Origin of the sequence: Dorea sp. Marseille-P4042 (genome assembly GCF_900290215.1) — a bacterium.
GTDB classification, from domain to species: domain Bacteria; phylum Bacillota; class Clostridia; order Lachnospirales; family Lachnospiraceae; genus Dorea; species Dorea formicigenerans.
The window spans coordinates 736,329-750,427 of sequence record NZ_OLMI01000002.1 but is presented as its reverse complement, the minus strand read 5'-3'; the positions used below and the strand labels follow the sequence as shown (position 1 = coordinate 750,427).

The window sequence follows — 14,099 nt, the reverse complement described above, 5'->3', positions numbered from 1 at the left end:
TTCAAAAAACAGTTGATTTAGAAGTTAACTGTTTTTGAAAGGCCGTTTTTGCTATATCTAACAGTCTGTTGTACAAAGAAGATTTTGCATGGATGAAAAAACAAACCTTGTTGAGGTTAAATTGAGTTTGACTTTGTATTGTATAAGTATGAAATAAAAAGGAATCAGGTGATGTACAATGAAAAAGCATAAAATATGTAAAATCCTTCTTGTTATACTGGCAATTTTTTTATGTGTGGCTTTTTATGAATTGCTCGGAATCTGCGTTGCATATAAAAAGCAGCCGGAAGTGTCCAATACAACCAAAAAAGAAACAAAAAATGGGTCATGGAACGAATGCAGTGAAAATCCAGAACGGGCAGTAATCATAGAAAAGAATCCAGAAGCGCTTTTACAAAGAGTGCGTTTGATCAAGAATGCAAAAAAGGAAATTATTCTTTCTACTTTTGCATTTCAATCCGATGAAAGTGGAAAATTGATTTTAGGAGCACTGCATGATGCGGCAGACAGAGGTGTACATATTCGTCTGTTAGTAGATGGAATGGAGAGCTGGATTGATATGGAAGGAAATCCGTATTTCTATGGATTATCTTCCCATGAGAATGTTGAAATTAAACTGTATAATAAGGCCAATCCGTTGAAACCGTGGAAAATGATGGGTAGAATGCATGATAAATATTTGATTGCAGATGGAAAGAGATATATTCTTGGGGGAAGAAATACATACAATTATTTCCTGGGTGATTTTCCGGGACATAAGAACTATGACAGAGACGTGTTAGTGGTTTGCGATGAACCTGAGAAAGAAAATTCAGTTAACCAGTTGTCAGAGTATTTTGAAACCATATGGAATCAGGAAGACAGTGGTTATTTTCATAACAATAAAAAACTGGCAAATAGAAAATCTGTAAAGAACGCAGTTTTAGAGCTGCAGAACAGCTATCAGAAATATTTTGAAGAGAATAAGGAAAGAATCTGCGAGACCGATTACACGAACGAAACTTTTGAGACAGAAAAGATTGCATTAGTGTCAAATCCTATCCACACAGGTCCCAAGGAACCAGTAGTCTGGTATTATCTGGGAGAACTAATGAAAAATGCAAAAGAGCGCGTGAAAATTCATACACCATATATTATCTGCAATGATATGATGTATAATACATGGAAAGAGATTGCGGAGAGAGTTCCGGATTTTTCTATCATGACCAATTCGGTTGCCAACAATGGAAATCCGTTTGGTTCTGCTGATTATGCGAGAAACAGAAACAGAATTTTAAATACAGGAATTGATATCTGGGAGTATGAAGGCGGTTATTCTTACCACGGAAAAAGCATCCTGATTGATGATGATCTATCCGTAATCGGTTCCTTTAACATGGATATGAGAAGCACGTATTTGGATACGGAACTGATGCTTGTAATACGTAGCAAAGAGATTAATAAACAGTTGGAAGAGGGCATGATGGAATATGAAAAAGTGTCCCGCCAGATATTAGAAGGCGGAACTTATAATGATCCATATCATGTAGAGCCAATCGAATTAACAAAGAAACGTCAGAGAAAAATATTTTTGGTACAGCATCTGCTTGGATGGGCAAGGTATTTGTTTTAATAAGGAGGAAGGAAAACGTGTTTCAAATATTGATTGTAGAAGATGATAAAGAATTAAGCCAGCTATTCCAAAAAGTGCTTGAGAAGAATGGATATCAAGTCAAAAGTGCATCGGATGGAGCACAGGCATTAGAAGTATTGGATAAGGAATATATTGATCTGATCATTTCCGATATTATGATGCCGGTTATGGATGGTTATGAACTGGTGTCGGAACTCCGTTCAGCAGGATATCAGATACCGGTACTTATGATTACTGCGAAAGGTTCCTTTGATGATATGCGCCAGGGATTTCTTTCGGGAAGTGACGATTATATGGTAAAACCGGTAAATGTGAATGAAATGGTTTTAAGAGTCGGAGCACTGCTTCGCCGTGCACAGATACTGAATGAACACAAAATTGTGATCGGTTCAACAGAGTTTGATTATGATGCAATGACGGTTACAACTGATAAGGAAAGTCTTGTTTTGCCTAAAAAAGAATTCCTGCTTTTATATAAGCTTGCAGCTTCGCCAGGCAGAACATTTACAAAACAACAGTTGATGGATGAAGTATGGGGATACGAGACGGAGGCAGACCCACATACGATAGAGGTACATATAGGAAGAATCAGAGAGCGTTTTAAAGATAACCCTGATTTTGAAATCGTAACAATGCGTGGAATTGGATACAAGGTGGTGAAAAAATAATGGAACAAAAGAAAGAAAAAGGATTGCGGATCCGATCCTGTCTGACTGGTGCAATCTGTCTGGCACTTGTATTTTCAACAGTCATATCTGCTTTATTATTTGCTTTTTTGAATCATTTTTTTAATCTGCCGGGCAGCATACCTGTGCTTGGCTGGCTTTTGATTTTCAATACATTGATTGCAGGGCTGATCACTTCCTTTATTAATGCAAAGTTACTGGAACCAATCACCAGACTTAGTAAAGCAATGAAGGAAGTTTCTCAGGGAGATTTTGAACAGCATTTGGAAACGAACAGCCGTATAGCAGAAGTTGGAGAATCTTATCAAAGTTTTAACGTTATGACAAAAGAACTTCGTGCAACAGAGGTGCTGCAGATGGATTTTGTATCTGATGTTTCTCATGAGTTTAAGACCCCGATTAATGCCATTGAAGGATATACAATGCTGCTTCAGGGAGAAGAACTGTCTCCGGATCAAGAGGAATATGTAGAAAAAATCTTATTTAACACCCAAAGACTTTCTGGATTGGTTGGTAATATTTTGCTTTTATCCAAGTTAGAGAATCAGAATATACCAATGAAAAAAACAGAATATCGTCTGGATGAACAGATCCGCCAGGCATTTCTTTCATTGGAAACAAAATGGACAGAAAAAGAAATTGGTTTTCAGGTAGAATTGGAGGAAGTTAAATATACTGGGAATGAAGGACTTTTTATGCATATCTGGATAAATCTTTTGGATAATGCGATTAAGTTCAGCCCTTCAAAGGGGACAATTACGATGTTTCTGAAACAAGAACAGGATTCTGTTAAGTTCATTCTGGAAGATGAAGGACCAGGAATAGAGGATGATGTAAAATCCAGAATATTTGACAAGTTCTATCAGGTAGATGGATCTCATAAAGCAGAAGGAAATGGCCTAGGTCTTGCACTTGTAAAACGGATTGTAGATAGTGCCGGAGGAACAATCAAAGCAGAAAACCGTGAATATGGTGGATGCAGATTTGTTATAGAGCTGCCAAAGCAGAAAGATGAGATTATATAGTTTTAAGATAAATTAGAAGATGGGAGGATTTATATGACATTTTATCAGGAGTTGCAGTTAAATCAGGCAGGTTCTAAAAACCTGTTGAAAAAGAGTGAAACACTAAAAGAAAAATTATATCATATGTGGGTATATCTGGTGAAGATAGCTGCTACAATGGCATTTTGTTTTTTCTTTGTTAGTATTTTCAGCATTCTATTTGGAAATGAGAACAGCATTGTAGGTGTAGTAGTCTTATTATGTCTCATGGTGTTTAGAAATGCGGATCTGGGGATCCACACCGGACAATCTACGATGCTTTTGACTTTGTTCTTTGTAATTATGACTGTATGTCCGCATTTAGCAAATCAGTTTTCACCGGTATTGGGAATGCTGTTAAATATTGCGGCACTGGCTGTGTTGATTCTGTTTGGATGCCATAATCCATTCATGTTTAATCAATCTACATTGGTTCTTGGGTATCTGCTGCTATATGGTTATGATGTTACGGGAAAAAGCTATCAGATGCGATTAGTCGGAATGGCTTTAGGTGCAGCACTTACCTGCTTCGTATTTTATCGAAATCATAAAAACAGAACTTATAAAAGAAATCTGAAAGATCTGATGCAAGAATTTGATATCACTTCTTCCAGAACAAAATGGCAGATATGTCAGATTTTATGCGTACCGATTGTCCTTTGCATTGCAGAACTTTGTAATATGCCACGTGCAATGTGGGCTGGTATTGCGGCCATGTCCGCGATTTTGCCGTTTATGGAAGATATGCACTACAGAGTCCGTAAAAGGATTGTCGGAAATATTGCAGGTGTTATATGTTTTACAGTATTATATTTTCTGCTTCCTTCGTCAATCTATGCATATATAGGAATTCTTGGTGGAATCGGTGTAGGATTTTCAGCACAATATGGCTGGCAGGCAGTATTTAACACATTTGGTGCTTTAGCCATTGCTGCAGAGACTTATGGACTACAAGGAGCGGTTAGCCTTAGAGTGATTCAAAATGTTTTTGGTGTTGTGTTTGCTTTAGCATTTTGTGTTATATTTTATTGGTTTATGTCTAAAAAAAGGAAAGTGAGGTGACCGTACATGCAGAGTGAAGTGAATCAGGAAGAAAATTTGAATAGAATTATTACGGTTCCTAATCTTCTTTCTTTTTTTCGGCTTTGTCTGATTCCGGTAATTATATGGAGTTATTGTGTAAAGAATAATCCTCTGTTAGCTGGTGAAATCTTATTGCTGTCTGGTCTTACGGATCTTGCTGATGGATATATCGCAAGAAGATTCCATAGGATTAGTAATTTAGGAAAAATACTTGATCCGGTGGCTGATAAGCTGACACAGGCAGCGATGTTAATCTGTCTGTTTACTCGTTTTCCGCATGTGCTTCTTTTAATCGTAATAATGGCAGGTAAGGAGCTGTATATGGTAGTCAGTGGATGTCTTGTGATACGAAAGACAGGAAAAGTACATGGTGCAGACTGGCATGGAAAGATAGTAACCTTTTTATTATATGGAACTGCAGCGGTGCATATTATATGGTTCCACATTACACCGATGGTATCAGATCTGTTGATTGGTTTGTGCGCTATAATGATGGTCATATCGGTCGCTCTGTATATTATCCAGAATACCAGGACTCTTAAGGGAGAGACTGTATAAGCAATTTTATATTGCAATGACTAGAAAAAAATTTAGGAGAAGATAGATATAAACAGTAAGTCAAACACACAAACTATGGAGTCTTTAGTCGGTTTAATAAAATTTTAGATAGAAAATAAATCATTCAATGCCATTTAGATAAGGTTTTTTATGATGAAAACAGTATATCATATGCGTTCATGCATTGAAAATACTGTTCAGTTAAGAAATGCTGTATTTTTTAGGTGCACTAATGCGTAGAAAGCAGGTGTATGATGAGTTCAAATCATTTTAGGTTTAAGAAAATAATTTATGATCGTGTAGATGATGCTGATGTAAAAGTGACATCAACAAGTGCGATTGCGCAGATGTATATACGTAAGCAGAATATTTTCACAGAGAAGAAGATATTTCCTTATGCAAAAATGGAAGACTTGAGATTAGACTTGTTGCCTAAAATCAGGGTTATGGCTCAAAATCATGCTGGTGGACAACATCCATGGACCGCAATGGATGATCAGGAACTATTGAAAAGTGCAGGGCTGTAAGGAACAATAAGAGGAAATTTAGAGAGAATTGGAAAGCGGCCTCCTTTCCATGGTTGTTTTGTTATTAAAAATTAGTAATCAGTAGTAATCAGCAAACGAATGCCGTATAGCCCCATAAATCGGGGATTACAGCACCCTGGGGAAAGAGTTCGATTCTCTTATCCCCTGTTGACTGAAGAGTCAGAAACCTTGAATTTTCAAGGCTTCTGGCTCTTTTCATTTTCTGGATAATTCCAATGTAGTCAAACAGGAATCGTTCTTAAAATGAAAAATCAATTAATATTTATATAGAAGAATGACAACGGTCTACAAGAACAGGCAAATCAGTTTGCAAGACAAGCCTATTTTCTTAAAATCTCATGTGGTGCTTCTATTTCATTTGCCAGGGTATGCTCTGTTAATTCTGACATCAATTTCAACTTTTTATTGATCAGCGGCCGCATACAGTTAGGAACATGTTCCTGATGCGCTCTGTGGATTGCTACACATTCCTTACAATTTCCATGGTAGCGACAGGCTTTCAAGCAAGGACAGTGATCTTTATCTTTGTATTCCTTGCGAAATTCTGCTGCAAATTCTTCTTGCAGTCTCAGCCCTTCGGCACGGTTTCCTTTATGAAATTCTGCCATTGCATCCAGTTCTTTTTGGTTTTCTTCAATCTTCATATTACTAAAATTCCTTTCCTTTTTCATGATTAATTTCTGTAATCATTTTTATCTGGAAGCATATTTTCCATTTCCAATTTTTTTACCATGAATGTCTATTTCAGGCATTTGATATTTTACCTTACGCTGCGTCCGTTTCGGATTTCTTTTGGTATCTTTTACAACAGCTTTAACAGCAGGACTGAATTTCAAACTGAAGAGCAAAAACTCTGTCAATATATTGTACCAAATCGCTGGCGCGATGGCTAGCGTTACGTACAATAAGGTCGCCACTTTTTCTCAAAAATAAAAGTAGCAGTTTTTTTGTATATGTTATATTGTTAAGTTACCACACTCAAACAATTANATCTGTGATATATTGTACCAAATCGCTGGCGCGATGGCTAGCGTTACGTACAATAAGGTCGCCACTTTTTCTCAAAAATAAAAGTAGCAGTTTTTTTGTATATGTTATATTGTTAAGTTACCACACTCAAACAATTACACACAAAAGAACTGCTATGCTTATGTTATCATGTTTTTTTATTCTTAACAATTACATATCTGATTTTTTTATTCGTCCGCCTCCCTTTAGGTGTTTGTTTTTACTTTTTTATTACAAACATCATTTATTTTAGGAGGTTCATTATGGACAAATATTTTAATTCTTACAGAGAGATGATTTCTCTCCGTGGTCTTACCGACCATACAATCAAAAGTTACTCTACATATATCAAGGCTTACTTTGATTTTTTGACTGACGTGATTCACAAATCCCCGGAAGATGTTTCTTGGGATGAGATGCGTCAGTTTATCGGCTGGGTTCAAAATACCCGCTCCCTGTCAGACCGTACCATCAATGCGGTTATCTCTCAGTTACGTTTCTTTACCATTTACGTACTTCATAAACCTTGGGATGATACGCAACTCCCATTCCGAAAATTCGATAAATACCTGCCTTATGTGCCTTCCCAGCAGGAAGTAAAAACCTTCATCTCCACCATTCCGGATTTAAAGCAAAAAGCCATGATTGCTCTCATGTATTCTTCAGGTCTTAGAATTGGCGAAGTCTGTCATCTGAAATATCAAGATATAGAACGTTCTAACATGAGAATACATATTAATCATAACAAGAAGCGCTCGAACCGCTATGCTGTACTTTCAAAAACAGCATTGGAAAGCCTTAACCAAAAATAGTTTTCTTATCATAAACCTGTGGACTGGCTTTACCCAAAACAACATAATAAATCGAAACCAAGTGACACGTTTTATCTATCTAGACATATCCATGAACACGAGCAGCGACTCGGATGGCCTAAACGCATTACCTGCCATTCTTTTCGCCATGCTTTTGGTACCCACCTTTATGAAAACGGGGCAGACCTTCTGACTATTCAGGCATATCTCGGACATAGGTCTTTGGAATCAACAACCATCTATGTTCATCTTGCCACCAGCAGTATGCGTAAAGCCATTAGTCCTTTTGACATGATGGGAGGTGATTTCCTTGCATAAGCCTCCCAAAATCCAGCAGATTTTTCTAAACTCCTATGAGGATTTTCGTTCTTCGGTTTCTCATATGTCAGGAGTACAGGAAAAAGCAGCAACGGCCATACTGAACTGTAAATCAGGCAGTCTCGGTTGTAACATCAGCCAGTGTACCGACTGCGGCCACATGGAGTTTCACAACAATTCCTGCCGTAACCGAAACTGTCCCAACTGTCAGGCAATCCTGAAAGAAATCTGGATTGACAAGCGACGTGCGGAAGTCATTGATTCACCGTATTTTCATGTAGTGTTTACCGTTCCTCATGAACTGAATCCTTTGATTTATGGTAATCAGGAACTTCTGTATTCTCTGTTACACAGATGCTCCTCTGAAACACTTCTTGAACTTTCAAGAGATAAGAAGTATCTCGGAGCAACACCCGGCATCATTCAGGTTCTGCACACTTGGGGACAGACACTAAATTTTCATCCGCACATCCATTGTATTGTTTCCGGCGGTGGTCTGTCTGCCGACCAAAAACTTCGCAAGTGTGGTGAAAAGTTTTTTATTCCGGTTCACGTGATGGCAAAAGTATTCCGTGGAAAGTTTCTTTTCTATCTGCAAAAGCACTATGCCTTTGGAAAACTTGTTTTCTTATCTTCCTGTGCAGAACTTCGGAATTCTTACTCTTGGAATGAGTTCCGTGATTCTCTTTACAAGATGGATTGGTGCCCGTACATCAAAGAGACCTTTAACGGTTTCGGTAATGCCATTGAATATCTCGGTCGTTATACTCATCGGATTGCCATTACGAACACACGCATTCAATCTGTAACAGAAACGCAAGTTTCTTTTTCGGCTCGTGATTACAAATCCGGCGAGGCCAAAACGGTTATACTTGAAAATAAGGAATTCATCCGTCGCTTCCTTATGCATGTGTTACCATCAGGTTTTCAGAAAATCCGCTACTATGGTTTTCTGAATAACCGTACCAAAACGAAGAATCTGAAAATCATCTTCAAACTGCAGGGGTATCAGAAATTCAAACAGCGTTATGCCGGACTTTCGATTGCAGAACTTCTGAAAGAAGTCTGGAACTATGATATCCATGTTTGCCCGGCTTGTGGCTGCAGTAGTATGACACACCTTGGAAAGTCGTATGCTTATCGTAGTTAACCTTGTTTTTGTTCCATATGTTTCATCAGGCCTCCCTATGGAAGGTCTTGTCGGCATGCCTTGAAACAAAAAGTGTTTATTTAACACACTTGTTTTCAATTACAAAACACTTGTTTTCATTGCTTTTTGAGAAGATTTGAAAGATACAATTCCCATATACTTCTCAGAAAAACGTCCGCGAATTGGTACAATTATGAAGAATCACATTTAGAGCAGTTCCACATTTTTGAAAACTGCTCTTTTTATGTCTGCTAAAAATGTGATACTTCGCTTAAGAATTATAGCACAAAATGAAAGTGGCATGAAGAACTGATTGAAATGTTTCTGGTTTTTCTAACTTTATAAAAATAGTTGACAAATAATAAATATCACTCCATAATTGTTCTAAAAAGAACGATAAGGAGGAGGGAATGTATTTTTGGGATAAGCATAAAACAATAATAAGTTATTACGAGTTGCTTTCAGGTGCGGTATGTGACCGGTATGAGTTAACACAGATGGAATATGACATACTTATGTTTTTGCATAATAATCCGCAGAATAATACTGCAGCAGAAATTGTAAAGATTAGAAAATCAACAAAATCGCATGTGTCCACTTCGTTGAAAACATTGGAAAACAAAGGGCTTGTTGAAAGGAAACAAAGGAAAGAGAATAAAAAGCATATTGAGATTTTTTTGCTGGATAAGGCAGAGCTAATTGTGGAAGCAGGATTAAATGCACAAAAAGAGTTTGCGAAAAATGTTTTAAGTGGAATGACAGATGAAGAGAAGCATATGTGTATGAAGGTATTTGATAAAATCTGTAATAATGCAGAAAAATGTTTAAGGGAGCATAAGGAGAAGGCAAATGAAAACTAAGTTTTGTGTAAAGAAAAAACAATTACTGTTGATTGCCGGTCATTTTGGCATTTCTTTGATTGGAAAGCATATTTAATTATGGCATGTATGATGAGTGGCGGGATCGGATTCCGGGCAGCTGGTATATTTATCGCATTTTTTTATTCCGGTCTGGGCTTAGCTTTGGCACTGGCAGGAGTTATTTTTACAAAAAAATTATATGTTTTACAATCAATTAATTGAAAAGGAGCAGGATTTATAATGAAAGAGAACGGTTGCAAACCACAGATGCCAGATGTGATGGAAGCAATATTTGATGCAGCGTATTTGCTTTTTGATCTGGTTGCAGCTATCATTATTTCTTTTGGCTGTTATCTTCCGGTAACTTTATTTTGTAAAACAAAACCAAAGGTTGGATTATTAATGATTCCAAAGACTTGTGCATATATGTGGATTATTGCAATGGGACTTCAGCTTTTATTTTAACAAAATATAGCAAGAATGCCTCTTCCTCTACAGGTGGGAGCAAGTTACTTGATTGTGGATTTAGGAGAGCCGGGAAACCGACTCTCTTTTTGGGAGTATAGTTGCACTGGTGTGGAAAAAAATGTATACTTGTAACAGAAGCGGGAAAGCAATAATTGAGATAATATGGAAGGACAACAATTTTATGAATGACGATAGATATCTGGAATTATTAGCGGAGAAATATCCGACAGAACAGGCTGTCAGCAGGGAAATTATCAACCTGACGGCAATATTAAGCCTGCCAAAAGGAACAGAACATTTTATGAGCGATCTTCATGGCGAATATGAAGCGTTCTGCCATATTTTAAATAACTGTTCCGGTGTTATCCGAGAAAAAGTAGACCTGCTGTTCGGTGAGACACTTTCTGATTTTGACCGCGAGGAAATCTGTACATTGATCTATTATCCGGTGGAGAAGCTGGAACTTGTGCGCAAAGAAGAAAAGAATAATGAGGAGTGGTATCGTGCAACACTTGGAAAACTGATTGATATCGCGCGGCTTCTTTCTTCAAAATACACACGTTCTAAAGTTCGTAAGGCAATGCCGAAAGAGTATGCATATATTTTAGATGAGCTGATTCATGTACAGAAAGATGAAGATGATAATCAGGTAGTTTATCACAGAAATATTCTAGATACGCTTCTGGAACTTGACAATGCAGATGAATTTATTGAAGTGCTGGCAGGACTGATCAAACGTCTTGCAGTGGATCATTTACATATTGTGGGAGATATATTTGATCGTGGTGCATGCGCAGACCGGATCATGGATCTTTTGATGCAATATCACTCCCTGGATATTGAGTGGGGGAACCATGATATTCTCTGGATGGGAGCGGCAGCGGGAAGCAAGGCATGCATTGCAACGGTTGTCCGAAATAACCTGAAATATAATAATACGAAGATTCTTGAGAATAGTTATGGAATCAGTCTGCGGAATCTGGCTCTTTTTGCAGAAAAGATATATCCGAGCGAGGAACCAATGAAAGCTGCACTAAAAGCGATTTCTGTCATGCTTTTTAAGTTGGAAGGACAGGTAATCTTAAGAAATCCGGATTACAATATGACAGACAAACTGCTTCTTCACAAAGTAAATGTGGAAAAGCAGACAGTAGAAATTGATGGAACTGAACATGCAATTAAAGAAGAGGCATTTCCGACAGTGAATTTTGATTCGGGCGATATAGAAGATGTTTATCAGTTGTCTGAGGAAGAAGAACAGGTGATGGAAGGGCTTCGTATGGCATTTGTGAACAGTATACGTCTCAGACAGCATATTGAATTTCTGTATCAGAGGGGAAGTATGTATCGCATTTTTAATGGGAATCTGCTCTATCATGGCTGTGTGCCATTAGATGAAAGTGGTAATCTGGAAGGCGTTGCATTTGGCAAGAAGAGATATCATGGAAGAGAGTATCTGGATTACGCGGAGAGAATTGCCAGACGGGCGTGGTCAAAAGATGCCAGACAAAAAGACCGTGATTTTATGTGGTATCTCTGGTGTGGAAGAAAATCCCCTCTTTCCGGAAGAAATATTAAGACATTTGAGCGGACTTATGTACTGGATGAAAATACGTGGGTTGAACAATCAAATCCATATTATAAATTCTATCATGAGGAGAAAGTCTGTAATATGATTCTTCATGAATTTGGATTGTATTCCGAGAGCTCTCATATTATCAATGGACATACGCCAGTCAGAACATCAAAGGGAGAACATCCGGTACGGGCCAATGGGAAACTGCTTGTCATTGATGGAGGTTTCTGTAAGAGTTATCATAAGACGACTGGAATAGCAGGGTATACATTGATATTTAATTCTCATGGAATCCGAATCAAATCACATCAGCCATTTCAGAGTGTCTATGCGGCTTTGACAGAGAATAAGGATATCGAATCCAAATCAGAATTGGTGGAGACAGAGAGTGAACGACTGATGGTGCGCAATACGGACAATGGTAAGAAAATCAAAGAAGATATTGAAGGATTAAAGATGTTACTGCGTGCTTACCGAAGTGGAGATTTTGATGTATAGAAAGTTGAAACACAGATTGGAAATATAGATTAAAAATATAGAGGACAGTATCTTATTGTAAGTCATGATTTGACAAAAGTAGTTGGCGTGAGATAGAATAAGAAACAGAATGTAGAGGTATTCTTGAATTCGCCAGAACGGTGAAATATAACAGCAGAGTCCCATGAAGATTTGAGAATGGAGGCGGAGTGGAGTAATGAAAGAAAAGATTATACAGGGCGGTATTGTGAACGGCGTTAAGATGCTGGTATGTCCGACTTGGGAAGAGGATTTTCAGACTGAGATCCATAAGACCGGAGGCTGTCTTAGAATCAGCATGAATTATTCGGCTGTAGATGTTTCTTATTGGAAAGAATTGGAAGAGATAGCTGAGAGATACGGATATGATCTGGATGAGGAAGCCAAAGAGATTATAAATGAATATGTAAAAAAATATGAACAGTTCGATGATATGATCTGGATGAGTGGAGAGACTGAAATTGGGTTCGAGACTTTTTGCCGGACACTTGCAAAAAAAGCAGGGATATCACCGCGTCAGGCAAAAGAATATGTTGTGTCAAATCTGCATAATCTGGAGCATGAAGAAGCAGTAGATGCATTGCTTCTGGCTTTGCAGATCATAAAATCAGAAAATGGACTGGAAGGAACACAGTGGAACAAACCGACCTGTGATTTTCTGAAGAAGGAATTTGAAAAGATGCTCGGACTAAACGACGGGCAGGCAAACGCATGATACATCAGATAGCAGCAACGCTGCTACTTATGATAGTATTTGGAACTTTATATGGTGCCCTTCGGGATCGCTGCCCGAAGGGTTCTTTAGGATTTAAAGCGTCAGCAACCTGTATGGCGGTCTGGAATTGTGGAAGCGGTCTGGCAGCGGGAAAACAGGGATTTTCAGACTGGATGATATTTGTCGGCCTTTTGTTCTGCGTGCTTGCAGATGTGCTTTTAGAATTGGAATTTTTATGGGGAGTCGTTACATTTGGTATTGCACATTTTTGTTTTATTGCAGGAATTTACAGGATAGAAGGGATTCAAATTGGCAGTATTCTGGGAATACTTGGAATCTACGGCGTGTTTCTTATGATTTTTCATAAAGGATTGCCGAAACTTGGGAAATTAAAGATTCCTGTACTTCTCTATGCAGCGGTCTTAAGTTCTATGGTATCTATGGCAGTTAGTGCAGCGGTTATTGTACCAGGAAGAAGCAGATATTTTCTGGCAGCAGGCGCCTGTGCATTTCTTATATCAGATAGCCTGATTGCAGTAAGAACTATTGAGAAAAAGCAGAGTCTTCTGATGGGTGCTGTGTTACTCACATTGTATTATGGTGCAGTTTATATGATGGGGATGTCAGTCTATATGCACTAATCCTTGCAGTAACAATGTTGGAGAATTTTTGAATAATTAGGATGATATAAATTATTAAGAGCGCTTCATCAATTTTTTTGTTTTGATGAAGCGCTCTTAATTTATCTCTTCTGAGTACATTGGACTATACCTTTCGGTTGATAACCTGTCCTTTCTTTTTATTATGGGGTGTTTCTTTTATGTTCCTGGTGGTTTATCCTCCTTTCGGATTTCTAGTTTTTTTATTTTTAATTTCTTCTTTTGTTTGACTATAATATATCACTCAATAATGAAAATGTCAATATAAAAATTGAAAATAATAAAAATAAAATCACAATGTCAGATAATAGGAAAATTCAGATTGAAAAAATAGATTTTATCTCAGTCGAAAAGACTTCCACCTCTTCAGGTGGTGAGTAATAGCAAATTTGTCTCAGTGGGAGTTAGGTCTCCGACTGAGATAAACGCTCCGCGAGGATGCGCAGTGATTCTGATAGGAATATGT

General features: G+C 37.8%; 13 protein-coding genes and 1 pseudogene. 13 read left to right on the top strand and 1 reads right to left on the bottom strand.

Features of this window, described 5'->3' with window-relative positions; genetic code table 11:
• The first annotated feature begins 178 nt into the window (after positions 1 to 178).
• The 6 genes from C7E02_RS09115 to C7E02_RS09090 all read left to right on the top strand — a co-directional run bounded on the left by C7E02_RS09115 (position 179) and on the right by C7E02_RS09090 (position 5,530).
• Positions 179 to 1,612 (top strand): phospholipase D family protein, encoded by a 1,434-nt coding sequence (locus tag C7E02_RS09115; RefSeq protein WP_005340775.1) that lies wholly within the window; start codon positions 179 to 181, stop codon positions 1,610 to 1,612.
• Positions 1,591 to 2,301: a response regulator transcription factor gene (locus tag C7E02_RS09110; RefSeq protein ID WP_105309387.1), complete on the top strand. Its 711-nt coding sequence runs from the start codon at positions 1,591 to 1,593 to the stop codon at positions 2,299 to 2,301. The genes C7E02_RS09115 and C7E02_RS09110 overlap by 22 nt, the downstream gene beginning before the upstream one ends.
• Complete coding sequence (locus tag C7E02_RS09105; protein ID WP_029732529.1) at positions 2,301 to 3,344, top strand: HAMP domain-containing sensor histidine kinase; 1,044 nt, start codon at positions 2,301 to 2,303, stop codon at positions 3,342 to 3,344. The genes C7E02_RS09110 and C7E02_RS09105 overlap by 1 nt, the downstream gene beginning before the upstream one ends.
• Before the next feature lie 33 nt (positions 3,345 to 3,377).
• Entirely contained in the window at positions 3,378 to 4,424 is a 1,047-nt protein-coding gene (locus tag C7E02_RS09100; RefSeq protein WP_105309386.1) for an FUSC family protein, read from the top strand.
• A 6-nt stretch (positions 4,425 to 4,430) separates the two neighbouring features.
• A complete protein-coding gene (locus C7E02_RS09095) occupies positions 4,431 to 5,003 on the top strand; it encodes a CDP-alcohol phosphatidyltransferase family protein (protein ID WP_005340764.1) in 573 nt (190 codons plus the stop codon).
• A gap of 251 nt (positions 5,004 to 5,254) precedes the next feature.
• Positions 5,255 to 5,530, top strand: coding sequence for a hypothetical protein (locus C7E02_RS09090; protein ID WP_242978782.1), 276 nt, complete (start codon positions 5,255 to 5,257; stop codon positions 5,528 to 5,530).
• 341 nt (positions 5,531 to 5,871) lie between these two features.
• Here C7E02_RS09090 and C7E02_RS09085 read toward each other — a convergent pair whose 3' ends face one another.
• Positions 5,872 to 6,195 carry a hypothetical protein gene (locus tag C7E02_RS09085; protein ID WP_005340760.1) on the bottom strand — a complete coding sequence of 108 codons (324 nt, stop codon included), beginning with the start codon at positions 6,193 to 6,195 and terminating at the stop codon, positions 5,872 to 5,874.
• 627 nt (positions 6,196 to 6,822) lie between these two features.
• Between C7E02_RS09085 and C7E02_RS09075 the strand changes: the two are divergent.
• From C7E02_RS09075 to C7E02_RS09040, 7 genes and pseudogenes are all read left to right on the top strand, one after another.
• Positions 6,823 to 7,689: pseudogene (locus C7E02_RS09075) on the top strand (tyrosine-type recombinase/integrase).
• Complete coding sequence (locus tag C7E02_RS09070; protein ID WP_105309385.1) at positions 7,682 to 8,839, top strand: IS91 family transposase; 1,158 nt, start codon at positions 7,682 to 7,684, stop codon at positions 8,837 to 8,839. The pseudogene C7E02_RS09075 and the gene C7E02_RS09070 overlap by 8 nt, the downstream one beginning before the upstream one ends.
• A 410-nt stretch (positions 8,840 to 9,249) precedes the next feature.
• Entirely contained in the window at positions 9,250 to 9,699 is a 450-nt protein-coding gene (locus C7E02_RS09065) for a MarR family winged helix-turn-helix transcriptional regulator (protein ID WP_022278646.1), read from the top strand.
• Positions 9,700 to 9,939: 240 nt separating this feature from the next.
• Positions 9,940 to 10,164: a hypothetical protein gene (locus C7E02_RS09055; protein WP_022278645.1), complete on the top strand. Its 225-nt coding sequence runs from the start codon at positions 9,940 to 9,942 to the stop codon at positions 10,162 to 10,164.
• A 184-nt stretch (positions 10,165 to 10,348) separates the two neighbouring features.
• Positions 10,349 to 12,241 (top strand): fructose-1,6-bisphosphatase, encoded by a 1,893-nt coding sequence (locus C7E02_RS09050; RefSeq protein ID WP_105309829.1) that lies wholly within the window; start codon positions 10,349 to 10,351, stop codon positions 12,239 to 12,241.
• A gap of 196 nt (positions 12,242 to 12,437) precedes the next feature.
• Complete coding sequence (locus C7E02_RS09045) at positions 12,438 to 12,974, top strand: hypothetical protein (protein ID WP_105309383.1); 537 nt, start codon at positions 12,438 to 12,440, stop codon at positions 12,972 to 12,974.
• A complete protein-coding gene (locus C7E02_RS09040; protein WP_022278643.1) occupies positions 12,971 to 13,615 on the top strand; it encodes a lysoplasmalogenase in 645 nt (214 codons plus the stop codon). The genes C7E02_RS09045 and C7E02_RS09040 overlap by 4 nt, the downstream gene beginning before the upstream one ends.
• The last annotated feature ends 484 nt before the right edge of the window (positions 13,616 to 14,099 follow it).